Raw genomic sequence first — 16,660 nt, 5'->3', positions numbered from 1 at the left:
CCTACACAGGGGTCCGGAGAAGACTGAAGGCAAGTACGGCCATGAAGACGGCGATCCCCAGGTCGAGCACCCGCCATGCCCTGGGCCGGGCGAACACCGGCGCCAGGAGCCGGGCCCCAAAACCCAGGGCGGTAAACCACACGGCACTGGCCGTCACGGCGCCGGCCGCAAAGATCCAGCGGCCGTCCGCTCCGTGGGTGGCTGCAAGCGAACCGAGCAGGACCACCGTGTCCAGGTACACGTGCGGATTGAGCCATGTGAGGCTCAGGCATGTGAGGACAGCCGCCGCCATCGATCCGCTCCCTGATCCAGCTGCATGCAGCGCTGAAGGCCGGATAGCCCGCCGAAGGGACAGTCCTGCGTAAACCAGGAGAAATGCTGCTCCCGCCCAGCGCAGCACCTCCACCAGGAAGGGGGCAGATTCGGTCAGCCTGCCGATGCCTGCTGTTCCGGCGAGGATCAGGACGGCATCGCTGAGGATGCAGACAGCGAGCACTGCAGGCAGATGTTCGCGCCGGATTCCCTGCCGAAGGACAAAGGCGTTCTGCGCGCCAATGGCGACAATCAGTGCCAGTCCGCTGCCGAAGCCGGTGAGCAGGGAAACGAGGTCGGGGGTCATGCTCCCTACGTTAGGGGGCCGCGAACGCGCTTCCTAGCTAATTATTTTCACGGAACATTAGTATTTCTAAACATGGACTTCAATGCGGACCAGCTGCGCGCCCTGAGCGCTGTCATTGACCACGGCGGATTCGACGCCGCCGCCGCCGCACTGCACCTCACCCCGTCCGCCGTCAGCCAGCGGGTGAAGGCACTGGAGGTGCGGGCCGGCTGTATCCTGGTCCGCCGTACCCGTCCGGTGGCGGCCACGGAGCCCGGCGCCGTCCTGCTGCGTTTGGCGCGGCAAATCGCCGCCCTGGAGAGCGACGCCGTCGAACGGCTGGGACTGGCGGAGCAGGGACGGCCGCCCAGTGTGCAGCTGGTGGTCAATGCCGACTCGCTGGCGACCTGGGTGCTTCCGGCCTTGGCGGGGCTGCCGGACGTGAGCCTGGAGTTCACGCTGGAGGACCAGGACCATTCGGCGGAGAGCCTGCGGAACGGGACTGCCATGGGAGCCGTGACCTCCAGCCCGGCGGCCGTACAGGGCTGCTCCGCCACACCGCTCGGGGTCATGCGGTACCGGCCGATGGCCAGCGCTGCGTTCTGCCGCCGCTGGTTTCCCCAAGGATGGACGGCCCAGGCAGCCGCCCTGGCACCCATGATCGTCTTCAACCGCAAGGACGCGCTCCAGGAAAGATTCCTGGAGGAGAGATTCGGGTCCGGGGTCATGCCGCCGCGCCACTACGTTCCTGCGTCCTCAGACTTCCTGCAGGCGGTGCGGCTGGGGTTGGGCTGGGGCATGCTTCCGGACCTCCAGAGCGACCCGTTGGTGGAAAACGGCTCCCTGGTACTTCTCGATCCAGGACAGGTCCTGGATGTTCCCCTCTTCTGGCAGCAGTGGCGGGTGGAGATTCCGGCACTCGAGCGCGTGGCGGAAGCGCTGGCACGGGCCGCAGGGCGGGACCTCCGCCAGAGCTAACAGCTAGAGGGCCGAGTGGTCACCCAAATGGTGGAAGGTGCGGTCATGGTAAACCAGGGGTGCTGCGGGCGGGCCGGTCACGATCTCCTCCACGCCGGCGGCTAACAGGATTGAACTTCCGGCCTGCATCCGTGACATGACGCGGCACACCAAAGCACGGGGCACGCCGTGCAGCAGCGGTTCTCCCCCGGGAAGACGAGTCCAGGCACGGTCCGGACCGAACCTCTCGGAGCCGGCAGACGCGAAAACAGCTGCCAGCTCTGCGTTGTCGGCACCGAGCAGATGCACCACCACGGTTTCCGCAGCCCCGATGACGCCGGCTGATCCCTGCGCCGAGGCCAGGGAGAAGGCCACGATCGGCGGAACGGCGGATACCGAACTCACGGAAGATGCCGTCAGTCCGACGGGACCTTCCGACCCCTCGGCGGTAATAATGGCGACTCCGGCGGGATGGCCGCGGAAGGCGTCTTTGAAGTCATCAACGAGGGGATGGGTTACTGCCGTTGAAGTCATGCCTCAACGTTAGAACCTCAACAATAGTTGAGGTCAAATCAGAGACCCGGTTCCAGCATCCGCGCTCCCGGTGCCTCCAGCCCCGAAGCATCCTCCGGATTCACGAAACCGCATTCGGCCAGGGACAGGCAGCCGCAGCCAATACATCCTCCGAGCCGGTCACGCAGTGCCTCCAGCTGCCGGATCCGGTCATCGAGTTCGGTCCGCCAGACGGCGCTCATGCGCCGCCAGTCATCCTGGTCGGGCACACCGTCGTCGGGAAGCTCGGAGAAAACCGCGGCGATATGGGAGAGCGGGATTCCCGCCCGCTGGGCGGCCCGGATCACCGCGACACGGCGCAGCACCGAGCGGTCGAAACGACGCTGGTTTCCGCCGGTCCGGCGGCTGCGGATCAGGCCCTGGCGTTCATAGAAGTGCAGGGCGGAGACGGCGACGCCGCTTCGCTCAGCGACCTGCCCCACTGTGAGTTCATCACGTACCCGGGATTGAGAGTCCATGCCGTAATTCCTGCCTCTCCCCGCCGGACCGGCCGAAAATTAGCCGGATGCCGTCTCCATTAAACCAACCGGCGGAACGGCGTGGCCGTAGCGGAAGAGGTTCTGCGGGTCCCAGGCGGCTTTGGCATCCCGGAGCCGGGAGTACATCTCCGGTTCCCAGGCCCGGGCACGGTCGGTCTCGTCCCCCGCCGGGCCGTGGAAGTTGATCAGACTGCCGGCTGCCCAGGGCTCCAGCGCGAGAGCCAGCCTTGTCAGTGCAGCCTGGACGGGATCGCCGTCGGACTGGCCGGCGACGCCGAGGATAAAGAGATGGAAGGCGGCAGTGCGTCCCGACACGGCATCCGGGAATGCGGGGGCTTCGCCCAGCGCCCCGCCAAGAAGGCGCAGTTCGGCCATGACCAGTGGTGTCTCGGAACCCGGGCCAATCTGCTGCAGCAGTTCACCGGCCGCTTCGTCGCTGAGCTCCGTCAGCAGCACTCCCCGTTCCATGCCGGGAGCGGGATCCGTGGGGTCGCCGTGTACTGCATCGACGTCCCGGTAGTCCATGGGGCCGGCGGTGTCCCGCAGGGTCTGCACTTCCCGCATGGGCCCCAGGAGCGTATCAGCGTCCCGTGCTTCCCCAAAGAACGCGAAGCGCAGGATGACCGGGGCCGTACCCCGCACCTCTTCCGGAAGGAACGGAAGGTCGGGAAGGTGCATGAATGCCAGCGACGCTGAAGCCTCCCGCGGCAGCGTCGGTGCCCACTGCCGGAAAAGTTCCAGCACCCGGGCAGAGGAATCTTCCGCATAAACGAGTTGCCCGCCGTAGAAATCCCCCAGCGGAACCACTCCCAGTGTCATGGATGTGACAATTCCAAAATTTCCCTTGCCCCCTCGCAGCACGGTAAAGAGCTCCGGCTCAGTCTCCGGATCGATTCGGCGATGCCGGCCTTCGGGGGTGACCAGATCGAAACTCCGGACATGGTCCGATGCGAAGCCGAGCGTCCGGCCCATCAAAGGCAGCCCGCCTCCGAGGGTGTAGCCCACCACGCCCACGCTGGAACTGGAGCCGTGCGCCGCTGTCAGGCCCAGCGGCAGCAGCTTCTCCAGCACCGAGGACCAGCGCACGCCCGCCCCAACCGTGACGGCCCCGGCTTCCTGATCCACGGCAACCTCCTGGAGCCGCGACGCGTTGACCAGCAGTCCTTCGTCCATGGGCGCAGAGGCGTTATGTCCTGTTGCCTGGACGGCCACCGGAATGCTGCGTTCGGCCGCCCATCCGACTGCCCGGGCGACGTCGCCGGCATCGAGCGCTCCCAGTGTGGCATCCGGCCGGTGCACCTGCGAGAGGTTATAGGCCGCAGTGTCCTCGGCGTAGGCGGCTTCGCCCGGCAGGCCGATAATCCCGCTGACCAATCCGCGCAGCGTCTCTAGGTCTTGTTCCTGGATCATGGGGTTTCTCCCGGATTGGCTGTTCCTTATGGGTCAGCTACCGCCCCGAGCGCCGGATAACTGCTCATAGGCTAAAGGCGGATCACCGCAGCGCCAAGGACCCTCGGGAAATCGGCTGCGGTGCCGAAGTCTGGAAACTCTCAGCCTGCTTGGTGTTCACTGGGTACATGAGAGCGATCTGGAAGGGTGCCATAGCGTTCGGGCTGGTCAACGTGCCGGTGAAGGTGTATTCCGCCACCGAGGACCACGACGTCAGCCTGCATCAGGTACACGAAAAGGACGGCGGGCGGATCCGCTACCAGCGGCGCTGCGAAATTTGCGGCGAAGTCGTCGAGTACAAGAACATTGCCAAGGCTTACGACGACGGCGAGCAGACAGTTGTGCTCACGGATGAGGACCTGGCATCACTGCCGGTGGAGAAAAGCCGTGAAATCGACGTCGTGGAGTTTGTTCCGAGCGATCAGGTGGACCCCATCCTCTTCGACCGGACCTACTACCTGGAGCCGGACTCCAAATCCACAAAGTCCTACGTGCTCCTGCGCCGGACCCTCGAAGAGACGGACCGGACAGCCATCGTGCAGTTCTCCCTGCGGCAAAAGAGCCGGTTGGGTGCACTGCGGGTCCGCGGCGACGTCCTGACACTGCAGACCCTGCTCTGGGAAGACGAGGTCCGCGAGGCTGCCTTCCCCTCCCTGGAGGAAAGCGTCCGCATTTCGGCCAAGGAGCTGGAGATGTCCTCCGCGCTGGTCGATTCGTTCAGCTCCGACTTCGACCCGTCGGGATTCACCGACGAATACCAGGAACAGCTGCGGACCCTCATCGAGGCCAAGCTGGAAAAGGGCGAAGCGCTGGACAGGCAGGAAACCTTCGGCGAAGAGGCGGAGGAGGAGGGCGGAAAGGTCCTGGACCTGATGGAGGCACTTCGCCGCAGCGTCGAGAAGAACCGTGGCAAGAAGAGCGGAACCGCCACGAAGAAGGAACCAGACGAGAAAAAACCGGCGGCGAAATCCTCCAGCCGGAAAACCAAGAAAGGCGCGTAAGGGATGAGCTTTACGAGTTATTTCCGTGACCGTCGCGGCAGGCAGACCGTTTTCCAGCGCCCCAACCTTCCGCTCCTCGCCTGGGCAGGTTTCGGGGCGGCCTCTTCGATGGCGCTCACGCCCCGCTACCGGACGTTGCTTCACCGGGCCAGCCAGGGATCGATGATGTGGTGGGCCGCCGGTGAGACGTTCCGCGGCCGCAGCCCCTTCCGCCGGACGATTGGCGCCGCCACGCTGATGCGTTCGCTGAGGCGGTGAAGGGAGGAGGCTACTACTGCCGGTAGCCTTCGACTTCGCTGACAGGCCGGACTGATGCTTCGTCCGGGTTCACGCCGGCATCAATGCGGGCCCGTCGCTGCCGGAGCAGGTCCCAGCACTGGTCGAGCTGCTCGCCTACCCGTCGCAGCTGTTGAGCGTGCTGATCCGGATCCTGGTCGGGGCCCGCCTCCCGCAGGGCCTGCTCCTGGTCCACCAGTTCCTGGATGCGTGACTGAATCTGCTCGGTATCCATGGGCCCACGGTACTCAGCGAGGCGCACCGGCACCACACCCGCACGCCGGTTTTCATCCGGGCAGCTGACGGAGGAAGCCCGAGAAACCGCCGGGTGCCCGGCCTTGGGAACGGCCCGATGTGACTGCACGGTTCCAGTCCGTTGCAACCCACGGCACGCCGGCGGCTTTCATCCGGTTGGCCAGGTCCACGTCTTCGTGCTCCGCGGCCGGCGAAAAACCACCTGCCGCCACGTAGGCCCGGTCAGAAAAACCAAGATTCGCCCCGTGAACGTGCGGATGCCCCTCGGCCAGTTCATGACGGGCGTGCCACAGGGCCAGGTGCCGCGGAGTGAGGTCGGCGGCGTCGGGCACGACCGTCCCCAGCACCAGCCCGTAGCCGGCAGCGGCGAACTGCAGCTGGGTGTGCAGCCAGTTGCGCGGAACTACTGTGTCCGCATCTGTGTTGCCGATCCACTGGGCACCGGCGTCCAGGAGTGCCTCGACCCCGGCGGCCCGTGCCCCTCCAACGTTCCCGGTACCGGTTTCCAGCAGGTGGAGCTGAAGTCCCAGTTCATACGCCGCCCGGTGTGCGGCGTCAGCGGTGCCGTCGGTGCAGGAATCCACCACGACGGCGACACTCACGCCACCGGTCACCCCGGCTTCCGGCGAGCAGGCCGCCGCTACCGAGGCCAGCGTCCGCGGCAGCAGTTCTTCCTCATTCCGTGCAGGAATGACAACGCCGGTCCGTCGCAGGGTCAAAGCAGGCCCTCACGGCGGGCGGGCGATACTGCCGGCCGATGCACCAGGACGTCGATCCGAAAGTCTTCCTCGATGTGCTCGGCCTGGATGTGGAGGCCGCTGCCGTCCCGGAACGCCTCATGGATGTCGTCACCGCAGAGCGGCCAGTCGGCCATGGGGTGCCGCCAGTGGCAGAGCAGCAGCACACCGTCTTCCGCGAGCGTTCCTGCAGCCTGCGACACAACTTCGCGAAGCTGGGACGGGGACATGAAATAGCCAACTTCGGAGATGACCAAAAGATCGAATTCTCCTGCGGGCCAGTCACCGGGAATGCTGCCCTGGACCAGGCGGACCCCCGGCTCGGCGGCCAGCCGCTCCCCGGCCAGGTCCAGCGCCCGCTGTGAGACGTCCATGGCGATTACTGAGTCAGCACGCCGGGCCAGTTCCGCTGTCAGCACCCCGATGGAGCACCCGGGTTCGAAGACCCGTCCAAAGCGTTCCCGGGGCAGCATGGCGAGCGTCAGGGCGCGTTTACGGTGTTCGTAGAAGCTTCCCTCGAAGTTCCATGGATCGGAGGAGCGGGCGTACAGGTCCTCGAAGACCCTGCTCTGGGATTTGGGAACCGTGACGGCGAAGCTTTCGAACGGACGCTCGAAATGTGCCAGGACTTCCGGTGCGAGCAGTGCCTCGTCCCCGGGCAGGCCGGAGAGCGGATTCACCTGGCTGGAATGGGCGGCCATGGCATCGCGTTTTGCCGCGGCAGCGTCCTGCCCCAGCGGAAACACACGCAGTTCAGCCGGCACATCGGTGGGCGTCCCCCAGTGCCAAAGCCAGATGGGGTACTCCAGGAGCGGTATGCGTGCCTTTGCGGCGAATGCAGCTGCCGCCTGGCCGGCAGTGTCGTGGTCTGTGTGCCCGTCGCCCCGCCACGGTGCGGCAAGCCACAGATCATCACTGTCTTCCCCGACCACTTCCGCCAGGATCCGGTCCAGCTCCGTCCGGTGTGCGGACAGTCCGCCGTCCGGCAAAGGGAGCAGATGGACCCGCGCTGCGGGCGCAAGCCGGGAGACGGCGTCGTGCAGCTCCTTGTTCCGGAGCGCAGCCAGCGCCTGAGGTGAGTACGTTTTTGAGTTTGGATGCGATCCTTCCCCGGCGGTTGCCACCACCACATCGACTGCGGTCCCCGCAGCTGCCAGGGATGCAATCAGCCCGCCGGCTCCCAGGGTTTCGTCATCCGGGTGCGCGGCAAGCACCACCAGCCGGGACGGCACGCCGGGAAGGTCACCGGACAGCGGTTGGACGTCCCGCAGCACCTCCAGCCAGGCGGGCTCGCTGCGGGTTTGGTCCAAGTGCGTAAAACTCACCAAGGATCTGCTCCTCCGGCCAGCACGGCACTGCCCAGCGAAGCGTCGTCGCGCTCGGCGTGGTGCTGGCGTATGTACACATGCAGGTCGGCTACCCGCCGGGCATGTTCCTCTTCCGTCGCCAGCGGCCCCGGCCCCATCCCATGGGCAGCCGCGACGAGCACCCGTTCCGCTGCCCCGGCGACAACGCTCCTGACTCGGGCCGCCAAAACGGCGCCGGCAGGGCCGTCTGCCCGGCCGGCATCAACCTCAAGCGCAGCCGAGGCCAACGCCGTGCGGGCCGCGAACAGGGCGGTGTCCACCTGCCCCATCAGCATCGACGCAATCTGGTCCGGCGTACGTTCACGGCTCGCCTGCAGCAGACGGCGTGCAACGCCTACGGCTCCGCCGTACCAGACGGCAGCCACCCCCATGCCGCCCCAGGCGAAGCCGCTGCGCTGCAAGTACCAGTTGTCTGCCCCGACGGGAACGCCGGGAACGTTCGAGAAATCGACCGGCGCGCTGTCCACGGCGGCCAGCCCCCGGCTAATCCAGGGCCCCTGGCAGGCCACTACGCCGGGGTCCCGAAGGTCGACGGCGAACGCCCGGCGGGTTTCTGCGCCGGTACGGGCGGTCACCACCGCATAATCCAACTGGTCGGCCAGGGAGCACCACGGCTTGCGGCCGGTGATTGTCCACTCACCGTCCTGCTGCTCTGCTTCGAGGCCCACCCCGCTCGCTTCTGCCGCGAAGACGCCCCATGACCCGGCGTCGAAAGATATGCCCTTAGCAGCATATTCATCATGCTCGGGGTGGGCGGTGGACTCGGACAGGATGGCGCGAGCATCGAGATGAGGCTCGACCACCCGTGCTGCCGTCAGATCGGCGGCGCCCAGGGTGGCGAGCAGCTCCCACAGATACCGCGTTGACCCATGGCCCGGCAGCGGAGCTTCCGCGGCCGCTGATTTTAGGATCGAGAGCGCCGACACGGCCGAACCGTTGATGCCCCCTGCCAGGCTCGCCAGATCGGCGAGGGCAGCATCGGTTGAGGGCTCCCGGGACGCGGATGCCAGCCGGACTACGCCCGTCATCGGCGGATGCCGGCGGACAGTGTCCTGGCGGAGGGTCGGCCATCATCGATGTGTTGCAGGTGCACGGCAGCACTCCCTTCATAAGGATGCTGTCTAAATTACAGCCTGCGCGCCGAGTACGGGAATCTGCCGTCATACTCGCTTTCTCGAGTGACACGCTTCGGACATGCGAAAGGCACGGCCGGCATGCCGTGCCTTCCTGGAACCCTCAGTTTGGAATACTGCCTTCACCAGGGGATCCCCGGCTGCCGCTGCTTCCGCGCGCCCGTTCAGGGCCGAGCACAAAACCGAGAATGATCATGACGACTGCCAGCCCCAGATGCAGCCAGTTGTCAGCCCAGTTGAACGGGACGAAATTACCTGCTCCGTTCAGGGGCACAATCAATCCGTAAATGAACAGAAGCAGGTACAGGACACCGGCACCAATCAGGTATGTCCGGGCTGACGAGTGGGTTCTGGCCATCCACAGGCCAATGAATCCGAGCAGCATGTGAACGACATTATGGAGTACGGAGACTTGGAAGAGGCCTAAAAGTGCGGCCTCTGATGTATACCCGGCAAAGTAAAGCGCGCCGTAGTTCGTGGTGATTCCGGGGATGAAACCCAGTACACCAATAGCCAGGAAAATCACGCCAAAGACAATCGCGGCTATCTGGGTGCTGGTTCTGTGGGAAGACAGTCCCCGGCTGCTGCTTGCGTAAGACATGGCCAACTCCTTAGCTCCGGCGAAGAGTCGTGGACTCCGGCCATACGGAGGCCCGTAAACCTACGCCTTAAACTGTGGCACAGCGGCTTGCCCTTGGGAAGTAGGCTTACTATCCAGTGTTAACGTGTACGCGAAAGTGCTCAACAGACCTTGACGAACGGTCTCACGGCCTGTGGGCTGGAGCCCGGTCCACAGGAAGGAACGCCATGCAATCGCTCTGGCTGGATACTGCTCCCGCAATCACCTCTGACACCTTCGTCCCGGGAAACAGCTATGACACGGTTGTCGTAGGTGCGGGACTCACCGGGCTTACCACTGCCCTCCTCCTTGCCCGGCAGGGACAGCGCGTTGCCGTACTCGAAGCACGGAAAACCGGCGCTGTCACGACTGGAAACACCACAGCGAAAATCAGCCTCCTGCAGGGCACCGTCATCTCCTCGGTTGCCAGGCACCACAACACCGGAACAGCCGCCGCGTACGTCGACGCCAACCGCCGCGGACAGGAGTGGCTGCTGCGGTTCTGCACCAAGGCAGGTGTGCATTACGAGGTCCGGGACGCCTGGACCTACGCCGTCACCGAAGCGGGCGCGTCCTCGCTGGCCGAGGAGCGTGACGCCTGCCTTGCGGCCGGACTTCCGGTCCAGAGCATGACCGAAACCGAGCTGCCGTTCGCCGTCAGGGCTGCCCTGAAGCTCCCCGGCCAGGCACAGTTCCACCCTTTGGAGGCACTGGCAGCCCTGGCACGTGAAATTCGTCAGCACACCGGGGTCATCGTTGAGGGCGTCAGGGTCACCGAAGTCCATCACACGCCTGAGGGGAAGGTCCGCGTGGACACTGCGGACGGATCCATCGAGGCCGGCACCGTAGTCCTTGCCACCGGAATACCGATCCTGGACCGCGGAGGTTACTTCGCCGTCGTCAAGCCGCTTCGTTCCTACGCAGCTGCTTTTCCCGTGACGGGTGAGGTTCCCACCGGCATGTACCTGTCCGTAGACCAGCCGGCGCGCTCACTCCGAACGGCCAGTGTGGACGGCACGCAATATCTGGTCTCCGGCGGCAACGGCCATCCTGTGGGCCGTGCTTCCCATACGCGCGACCGCGTCACCGACCTGTTCCGCTGGACGCAGGAGCACTTCAATGTCGCAGAGGCCCGCTATGACTGGTCTGCCCAGGATTACGGACCGGCGTCGGCAGTACCGTACGTGGGGGAACTGCCCCTGCTCGGCAAGAACATCTATGCAGCCACCGGATTCAACAAGTGGGGCATGACCAACGCTGTGGCGGCTGCGTTGTCGCTGGCGGCAAAGATCCTCGGGGAACCCGATCCGTCCCAGGACCTGTACAAGGCGAAGCTCAGCGTGCCCGACGCCATGTCCACTGTGAAGGACAACGCCGAGGTAGGCCTCCAGATGATCAGCGGCTGGGCCGGCGGACTCGCCCGCACGGCTGATTCTGTCCCGTCCGAAGGTCTCGGCGTCGTGGTCAGGGAGGGCGGTACGCCGGTGGCAGTCTGCACCGTCAACGGTGTCACGACCCGGCGCTCAGCCATCTGCCCGCACCTCCACGGCATCCTGAACTGGAACGACGCCGAAGCCTCCTGGGACTGCCCGCTGCACGGCTCCCGCTTCACAGCCACGGGCGAGGTGTTGGAAGGACCCGCGGTCCGGGGACTGGATCCGGCGTAAGCGGGCGCGCACGGCCGTGTCCAGGACACAAAAAGCCCGGTGTCCCTCCTCTAAACGGGAGGGGCACCGGGCTTTATGTCCGGATCGGACAGGGATGCGGCTAAACGCCGCTCGCCCTGGGGCCGCCCGACTCCGGATCATCGAGTGAGGGGTCGGCCGTTGGGGCGGCCTTCAGGCCCCCGGCGCCCGTGGCCGCTGTTGGGGCAGCGTCCACATTTCCGCGCCAGGAGCCTGTTTCAGATCCCCTTGACTCGATGAATTCCTTAAACCTTGCGAGGTCTCCCTTGACCCGGTGGTCATCGGCACCCACAGCAGCACCGATCTTTTCAGCAAACGTCTCGGGATCCCAATCCAGCTGAACAGTGACACGGGTCTCGGCGTCACCAAGGCGATGGAATGTCACGACGCCGGCGTGTGACTTTCCGTCGATGCTCTTCCAGGCAACACGCTCATCCGGGTGCTGTTCCGTGACCTTCGTGTCGAACGTCCGCTCGACGCCCCCGATCTTGGTGGTCCAGCGGGATTCCATGTCCGTGATCTGGGTGACGGACTCCACACCCTTCATGAAGTGCGGGAAAGACTCAAACTGCGTCCACTGGTTGTAGGCCGTGGTCACAGGTACAGCAACGTCAATGGATTCTTCTACGGTGTGCATAGTGTCCCTTCAGTCGCGGGTGGCACTGTTCTGTGTGAAACAGTCCCCAATACTAAGGGGCCTTATTTCATCCCCGGCCCCACCGTAACCAACTGGACAACAGATCACAAGCTGAAGGTAAGCTTGCTTATATCCCGTCGCGGCCCGAAACGGAGATCCCGCACGGCGCCGCGGCCGAACCGGCCATTTCTCGTCAACAGTGGAGGAAATATGAAGGCATCAAAGCAGCTGACCACCAACCTGCAGGCCGTCCTTGTGGACCTGATCGAACTTCACCTGCAGGGGAAGCAGGCGCACTGGAACGTGGTGGGCAAGAACTTCCGCGACCTCCACCTGCAGTTGGACGAGATTATCGACGACGCCCGTCTCTTCGCGGACGAACTCGCCGAACGTATGCGCGCCCTTGAAGCCGTCCCCGATGGCCGCAGCCAGGCCGTCGCGGAAGGCACGTCCCTGCCGCCGTTCCCCGCGGGCCTGGTTGACACCAAGGACACCGTCACGCTGGTAGTGGCACTGCTGCGTGGAACTGTCCAGACCATGCGGGACGTCCATGACCAGGTAGACGAAGAGGACCCGACGACCGCGGACATCCTGCACGGTTTTATCGGCAAGCTCGAGCAGTACGCCTGGATGGTCGACGCTGAGAACCTGACGCCGACCGCCAACGTTGTCCACCCGAAGGGTGCAGATAAAGCCGCCACGGTCTAGGCTGCCCCCCACGATTAACTGACGGCCGCGGGGGGGGGGTCCGGATGCGCGGCCGGCCCGCCAGCGCGTCGCGGCGCGTGGGGGCCCGCCCCCCCCCCCAAGCCCCCCCCGGCCGCCGCCCCCCACACCGCGCCCCCCCGCGCCCGTCAGTGCTTTCCAGTCCGTGGTGATTCCCGTCTCCTCCACCGCGTGGACCCGCTGATCACCGCAGCTCTGTCAGCGCCGGGTGGCAAGATGGATAACTGCCGGATTTCCGGCGAACTGACCGCCCGGAAGGAAAGCACGACACCATGATGGGTGGCCACCACGCCGCGAGCGGCGCTGCAGCCTGGGTAGCCGCAGCCTCCACTGCGCCTTATGCCCTGGGCTGGTACCCCGTGAGCCCGCTTGGCATAGTCAGCGGAGCCCTGCTGACCGCCGGAGCTGCCCTGCTTCCGGACCTGGACCACCACAGCGGCACGATCGCCAACTCACTGCCCCCGGTGACCAAGATCCTTGCCCGCATCACGGAACGGGTCAGCGGCGGCCACCGCCGGGGCACCCACTCCCTGCTGGGACTGGCCGTTTTTGTAGCCCTGGCCGGTGCGCTGGGTGAAATGACAACGGAGGTCCGCGGCTTCGGGACGATCGAGATCGGAGCCGGCCTGCTCTCGGTGCTGCTGATGGGGTTTGCGCTGAAGGCCTTGAAAATTGCGGGAGGTGCCGCCCGCAGCTGGCTGCTGGCGGTCGGCCTGTCGCTCTTTATTGCGCTCTACGCCCCGGAGAACAACGGCTGGCTGCCCCTCGCCGTCGGGCTGGGCGTTGGCGTGCACATCATTGGTGACCTGCTGACCCATCAGGGGGTGATGATCCTGTGGCCCCTGCGCATCAAGCGCCCCCGGAAAATCGCTTCGATGCCGCTGGTTGCGAAGCTGTGGAAAACAAGCGGCTGCCTGTCGCTGCCGGTCATCGGCCGCGCAGGGTCATGGCGGGAGTGGGCCATCATGGTGCCCGTCTCGGTGTACGCGATCTACGGTGTCATTGAGGGCGGATTCAACGCCCTCCGGGGCTGGATCACCTGATCCGTTGCACAGACGCCCCGGTTAGCGTGCTTTGCCGGGACGACGGCGGGGCGGTTTAGCCCCTGCAGCTTTGCCGGGCCTTGCCTGCTTGCCGGGTGCTGCCTTGCCCCGGCCCGTTTTGGGGCCGGACTGGGTCTTCCCTGCGGAGCCCTGGCCTGATCGTTCTCCGGCGGACGAACCCCGCTTGGCCTTCTTGCCCGGTTCGGCCTGCGCCGACGGCTGGCGGGAGCTGTTGGCCGTGCGGCCACGGACAATGCCGATGAACTCTTCGACGTCGGGGTCCTCGGAGTCTTCGCGCCAGGCCACCGCTATCCGGGTGCCCGGTGCGTCCTGCACGGGCCGGGCAATGATGTCCCTGCGTGAGTGGATCCTCGCCACGGACATCGGCAGGATCAGGAGCCCGACGCCGGAAGCAACCACTTCCAGCCCCATGGCAACGCCCCCAAGGTCAGCGGGGTCCATGACGTTCTCGCCCGCAAGGTCGGCCAGGGCCAGTTCCTCGAACGCGGCCACCGGGTGGTCTTTCGGCGCGGCAACCACGGGCTGCTCCCGGTAGAGCGGGATCGCGTGCAGGCCCTCGGGGCGCTGGAAGCCGTCCTCCGGGATACGAAGGAACACCAGGTCCGCCCTGCCGGCAGCCAGTTCTTCCAGAACGGCCGCTTCGTCGACCTGCTGTGCCTCCAGGGACCGGCCCTGGCGTTCATTCCAGCGCGAGATCCACTTGCCCGGCGTCACACCGGGAACATAGGAGACTTTCAGCGGTGCAGCTGCCGGTCGGACCGGCTGGGAGGACTCGTGGGACACCTGTTCACAGTAGCCCACCGCCGGGCGGGTGGAGGGCCGGATACCCTTGATACATGACCCCCGAAAAATCCTCCCAGTCCATGAAGCCTGAGACGGCTGCAAAGAAGTTGGGCATTTACCTTCCCGCAGCTCCGCAGGAGTTCCAGGACAATCCTGTGACCCGCGCGCAGCTCGACGAACTGCTGGCTGCCCCGCCGGAATGGCTGGTCGAACTCCGCCGCAACGGTCCGCACCCGCGCCCGGTTGTCGCCCAGAAGCTGAACATCTCGATCGGCGGCCTGGCCCGCGGCGGCATCACGGATCCGCTGACCACCGCGCAGATCACTGAACTGCTGGCCGCTCCCCCGGCCTGGCTCGTTGCCGAGCGTGCCAGCTTTGCCGCTGTCCGCGCTGAGGCCAAGCGCGTCAAGGAAGAAGCGGCTAAGAAGCCCAGCAGCTAAACCCAAGCGGCACCCACCCAGGGGCCAGTCACGGCGTGTTGGGCCTCCCAACCAGCCGTACTGGCCCCAGGGCGTGTACCGGACATAAAAAAATCACCCCGGCCATCCAGCCGGGGTGATTCTGTTTGGTGCGCGAGGGGGGATTTGAACCCCCACGCCCTTTCGGACACTGGCACCTGAAGCCAGCGCGTCTGCCGTTCCGCCACTCGCGCAAAGTGATTTCCCTCAGCTTCGGATGCATTGTTTCTCACATCGTGCGGTGAGACCTGAGCATTCCTATTCCTCGGGAACAGCAGAATCAAGCATACCGGCATTTTTGCGAAACACCTAAACGGGGCCGGCGGGCCCCGCCACGGCCGCTGGCTCCCGCAGCATGCGGCGCCGGACCAGGGCCTGAGCGTTCCGAATATCGCCCTTTTGCGGCTGCGATGCGCTTCCCCCGCACCCGTCGGGACCTAAATCAGCGATCTGAACCCACCGCCAGGGTGTTAAGACAATTTTCAGCGGACCCCAGTAGTATCGGAGTGATTGGAACCTCTCCGGCTGCCTGCAGCCCTGCACGGGCCGACGGAGATTGTTTCCCTTACCGCCCTGTGCGCCAAGCCGGGACGGAGCAAGGTATGAAACCGAACAGCGGGCACGTCCAGACAAGGGAAGGAGGCGGAGATGGGTCTACTCGACAACGTTGAGCGCGGCATTGAACGAATGGTCCGTGGAGCTTTTTCCACCGGTTCCTCGGGGCGTGTTGAACCGCTGGAACTGGCAATAGCCCTTCGCCGGGAACTGGATGAGAAGTCCATGACGGTCGGACAGGGACGCACCCTGGCCCCGAACGTCTTCACCGCACGCCTTTCAGACGCTGACTTCGCCCGCGCCCAGGAGTGGGGCGCTCCGCTGGCCGAAGAGCTGTGCGACGTCGTCATCAAGCATGCGCGCAGCCAGACCTACACTCTCCAGGGCCCCGTACGTGTCTCCTTCACAAGGGACTCCACCCTCAAGCCGGGCGCCCTCGAAATCGATTCGAAGACCGAGAAGTCCCAGGGACCTGCTGCACGCGTTCCGCAGCCGCCTGCTCCCCGGCAGGGTCCCACCCGGATGCAGCCGGTGCTGGACATAGACGGGCAGCGCTATTCGCTGAACGCTTCATCGGTTGTCCTGGGCCGATCGTCCGAGGCAGATATCCTCGTTGATGACACCGGAGTCTCCCGCCGCCACCTCGAGATCCGCTCTGATGGTTCCACCGTCCGGGCCGTAGACCTCGGTTCGACCAACGGCAGCTACGTCAACGGCCAAAAAGTCCAAGGAGAAACCATCCTCACCGACGGTTCCACTATTGCCATGGGTCGCACCCGCATTGTCTTCCGGCTGCTGCCCGTACGGCCCGGGGGTCGGTAGTGGACGGCACCCTTGTTCTCACGCTTCTGCGTTACGGCTTCCTGCTCCTGTTGTGGGTGATGGTCCTGGCCGTTGTGGGTGCCATTCGCAGGGATCTCGTCCTGGGGGCACGCAACAAAACCGGAGTACCCACCGCCCGGCAAGTACGGAAGAATCCAGAGCTGGAACGCACCCCGCCGGCACCGGCGCGGGTCCAGGCCCGCCAGATGGTTGTCACGGAAGGTCCGCTCCGCGGCACCACCCTTGATCTGGCAGCAAGCCCCATCCTGCTCGGCCGCGCCCAGGAAGCAACCCTGGTGTTGGAGGACGACTACGCGTCCGGCCGGCACGCACGCCTGTTTCCGCAGGGAAGCCGCTGGTTCATCGAGGACCTCGGTTCGACGAATGGAACCTTCCTTGGAGGATCCCAGCTCACCCGCGCACAACCCGTTGACCTGGGAATGCCGATCCGCATCGGCAAAACGGTCATCGAATTGAGGGCCTAGC

Annotated in this window: 19 protein-coding genes, 1 tRNA gene and 1 pseudogene; 9 read left to right on the top strand and 12 right to left on the bottom strand. The window is 65.3% G+C overall.

The genetic code is table 11. The annotated features are described in order from the left end of the window. Position 1 precedes the first annotated feature (1 nt). Positions 2-619, bottom strand: coding sequence for a LysE/ArgO family amino acid transporter (locus tag LOC59_RS14365; RefSeq protein WP_227896466.1), 618 nt, complete (start codon positions 617-619; stop codon positions 2-4). 72 nt (positions 620-691) lie between these two features. Between LOC59_RS14365 and LOC59_RS14360 the strand changes: the two genes are divergently transcribed. After that, positions 692-1,576: a LysR family transcriptional regulator ArgP gene (locus tag LOC59_RS14360; protein ID WP_227896465.1), complete on the top strand. Its 885-nt coding sequence runs from the start codon at positions 692-694 to the stop codon at positions 1,574-1,576. Between the two features lie 3 nt (positions 1,577-1,579). On the opposite strand, the gene LOC59_RS14355 is transcribed toward LOC59_RS14360, so the two are convergent. The 3 genes from LOC59_RS14355 to LOC59_RS14345 are packed head-to-tail and all read right to left on the bottom strand — an operon-like array spanning position 1,580 to position 4,017. Next, positions 1,580-2,089: a flavin reductase family protein gene (locus tag LOC59_RS14355; protein ID WP_227896464.1), complete on the bottom strand. Its 510-nt coding sequence runs from the start codon at positions 2,087-2,089 to the stop codon at positions 1,580-1,582. Positions 2,090-2,127: 38 nt separating this feature from the next. Continuing rightward, complete coding sequence (soxR, locus tag LOC59_RS14350; RefSeq protein WP_229972734.1) at positions 2,128-2,586, bottom strand: redox-sensitive transcriptional activator SoxR; 459 nt, start codon at positions 2,584-2,586, stop codon at positions 2,128-2,130. 39 nt (positions 2,587-2,625) lie between these two features. Next, positions 2,626-4,017 (bottom strand): FAD-binding oxidoreductase, encoded by a 1,392-nt coding sequence (locus LOC59_RS14345; protein WP_229972732.1) that lies wholly within the window; start codon positions 4,015-4,017, stop codon positions 2,626-2,628. A gap of 167 nt (positions 4,018-4,184) precedes the next feature. On the opposite strand from LOC59_RS14345, the gene ku reads away from it, so the two are divergent. Then, positions 4,185-5,057, top strand: coding sequence for a non-homologous end joining protein Ku (ku, locus tag LOC59_RS14340; protein ID WP_229972730.1), 873 nt, complete (start codon positions 4,185-4,187; stop codon positions 5,055-5,057). Between the two features lie 3 nt (positions 5,058-5,060). Continuing rightward, a complete protein-coding gene (locus tag LOC59_RS14335) occupies positions 5,061-5,315 on the top strand; it encodes a hypothetical protein (protein ID WP_229972728.1) in 255 nt (84 codons plus the stop codon). A gap of 13 nt (positions 5,316-5,328) precedes the next feature. Here LOC59_RS14335 and LOC59_RS14330 read toward each other — a convergent pair whose 3' ends face one another. The 5 genes from LOC59_RS14330 to LOC59_RS14310 all read right to left on the bottom strand — a co-directional run bounded on the left by LOC59_RS14330 (position 5,329) and on the right by LOC59_RS14310 (position 9,426). After that, positions 5,329-5,568: a DUF2630 family protein gene (locus LOC59_RS14330; protein ID WP_229972727.1), complete on the bottom strand. Its 240-nt coding sequence runs from the start codon at positions 5,566-5,568 to the stop codon at positions 5,329-5,331. A gap of 52 nt (positions 5,569-5,620) precedes the next feature. Beyond that, positions 5,621-6,307, bottom strand: coding sequence for a glycosyltransferase (locus LOC59_RS14325; RefSeq protein ID WP_229972725.1), 687 nt, complete (start codon positions 6,305-6,307; stop codon positions 5,621-5,623). Next, a complete protein-coding gene (locus tag LOC59_RS14320) occupies positions 6,304-7,650 on the bottom strand; it encodes a PIG-L family deacetylase (RefSeq protein WP_229972723.1) in 1,347 nt (448 codons plus the stop codon). The genes LOC59_RS14325 and LOC59_RS14320 overlap by 4 nt, the downstream gene beginning before the upstream one ends. Continuing rightward, complete coding sequence (locus tag LOC59_RS14315) at positions 7,647-8,720, bottom strand: acyl-CoA dehydrogenase family protein (RefSeq protein ID WP_229972721.1); 1,074 nt, start codon at positions 8,718-8,720, stop codon at positions 7,647-7,649. The genes LOC59_RS14320 and LOC59_RS14315 overlap by 4 nt, the downstream gene beginning before the upstream one ends. 208 nt (positions 8,721-8,928) lie before the next feature. Then, the gene (locus tag LOC59_RS14310) at positions 8,929-9,426 is read right to left on the bottom strand and encodes a DUF4383 domain-containing protein (RefSeq protein ID WP_227896455.1); all 498 of its coding nucleotides are present in this window, start codon (positions 9,424-9,426) and stop codon (positions 8,929-8,931) included. Positions 9,427-9,632: 206 nt separating this feature from the next. Between LOC59_RS14310 and LOC59_RS14305 the strand changes: the two genes are divergently transcribed. Further along, entirely contained in the window at positions 9,633-11,111 is a 1,479-nt protein-coding gene (locus LOC59_RS14305; RefSeq protein ID WP_229972718.1) for an FAD-dependent oxidoreductase, read from the top strand. 211 nt (positions 11,112-11,322) lie between these two features. Here the strand turns inward: LOC59_RS14305 and LOC59_RS14300 are convergent. Beyond that, positions 11,323-11,766 (bottom strand): annotated as a pseudogene (locus LOC59_RS14300) (SRPBCC family protein); the annotation flags it as partial. A 210-nt stretch (positions 11,767-11,976) separates the two neighbouring features. On the opposite strand from LOC59_RS14300, the gene LOC59_RS14295 reads away from it, so the two are divergent. Both LOC59_RS14295 and LOC59_RS14285 read left to right on the top strand, forming a co-directional pair. Continuing rightward, positions 11,977-12,474: a Dps family protein gene (locus LOC59_RS14295; RefSeq protein ID WP_227896453.1), complete on the top strand. Its 498-nt coding sequence runs from the start codon at positions 11,977-11,979 to the stop codon at positions 12,472-12,474. Positions 12,475-12,764: 290 nt separating this feature from the next. Then, positions 12,765-13,535: a metal-dependent hydrolase gene (locus LOC59_RS14285; protein ID WP_229972716.1), complete on the top strand. Its 771-nt coding sequence runs from the start codon at positions 12,765-12,767 to the stop codon at positions 13,533-13,535. Positions 13,536-13,556: 21 nt separating this feature from the next. On the opposite strand, the gene LOC59_RS14280 is transcribed toward LOC59_RS14285, so the two are convergent. Further along, positions 13,557-14,339, bottom strand: coding sequence for a LysR family substrate-binding domain-containing protein (locus tag LOC59_RS14280; protein WP_229972714.1), 783 nt, complete (start codon positions 14,337-14,339; stop codon positions 13,557-13,559). Positions 14,340-14,419: 80 nt separating this feature from the next. Between LOC59_RS14280 and LOC59_RS14275 the strand changes: the two genes are divergently transcribed. Next, on the top strand, positions 14,420-14,779 hold the full coding sequence (locus LOC59_RS14275) for a DUF5997 family protein (protein WP_227896452.1): 360 nt from the start codon (positions 14,420-14,422) through the stop codon (positions 14,777-14,779). 126 nt (positions 14,780-14,905) lie between these two features. On the opposite strand, the gene LOC59_RS14270 is transcribed toward LOC59_RS14275, so the two are convergent. After that, positions 14,906-14,991: transfer RNA gene (locus tag LOC59_RS14270), tRNA-Leu, on the bottom strand. A 454-nt stretch (positions 14,992-15,445) separates the two neighbouring features. Here LOC59_RS14270 and LOC59_RS14265 point away from each other — a divergent pair. Next, positions 15,446-16,174, top strand: coding sequence for an FhaA domain-containing protein (locus LOC59_RS14265; protein WP_227896442.1), 729 nt, complete (start codon positions 15,446-15,448; stop codon positions 16,172-16,174). Next, entirely contained in the window at positions 16,174-16,659 is a 486-nt protein-coding gene (locus LOC59_RS14260) for an FHA domain-containing protein FhaB/FipA (protein WP_423721922.1), read from the top strand. Before LOC59_RS14265 ends, LOC59_RS14260 begins: the two co-directional genes overlap by 1 nt. Position 16,660 lies beyond the last annotated feature (1 nt).

Source organism: Arthrobacter sp. zg-Y916, assembly GCF_020907385.1.
GTDB lineage: Bacteria > Actinomycetota > Actinomycetes > Actinomycetales > Micrococcaceae > Arthrobacter_B > Arthrobacter_B caoxuetaonis.
This window is presented reverse-complemented; position numbering and strand designations above follow the sequence as displayed.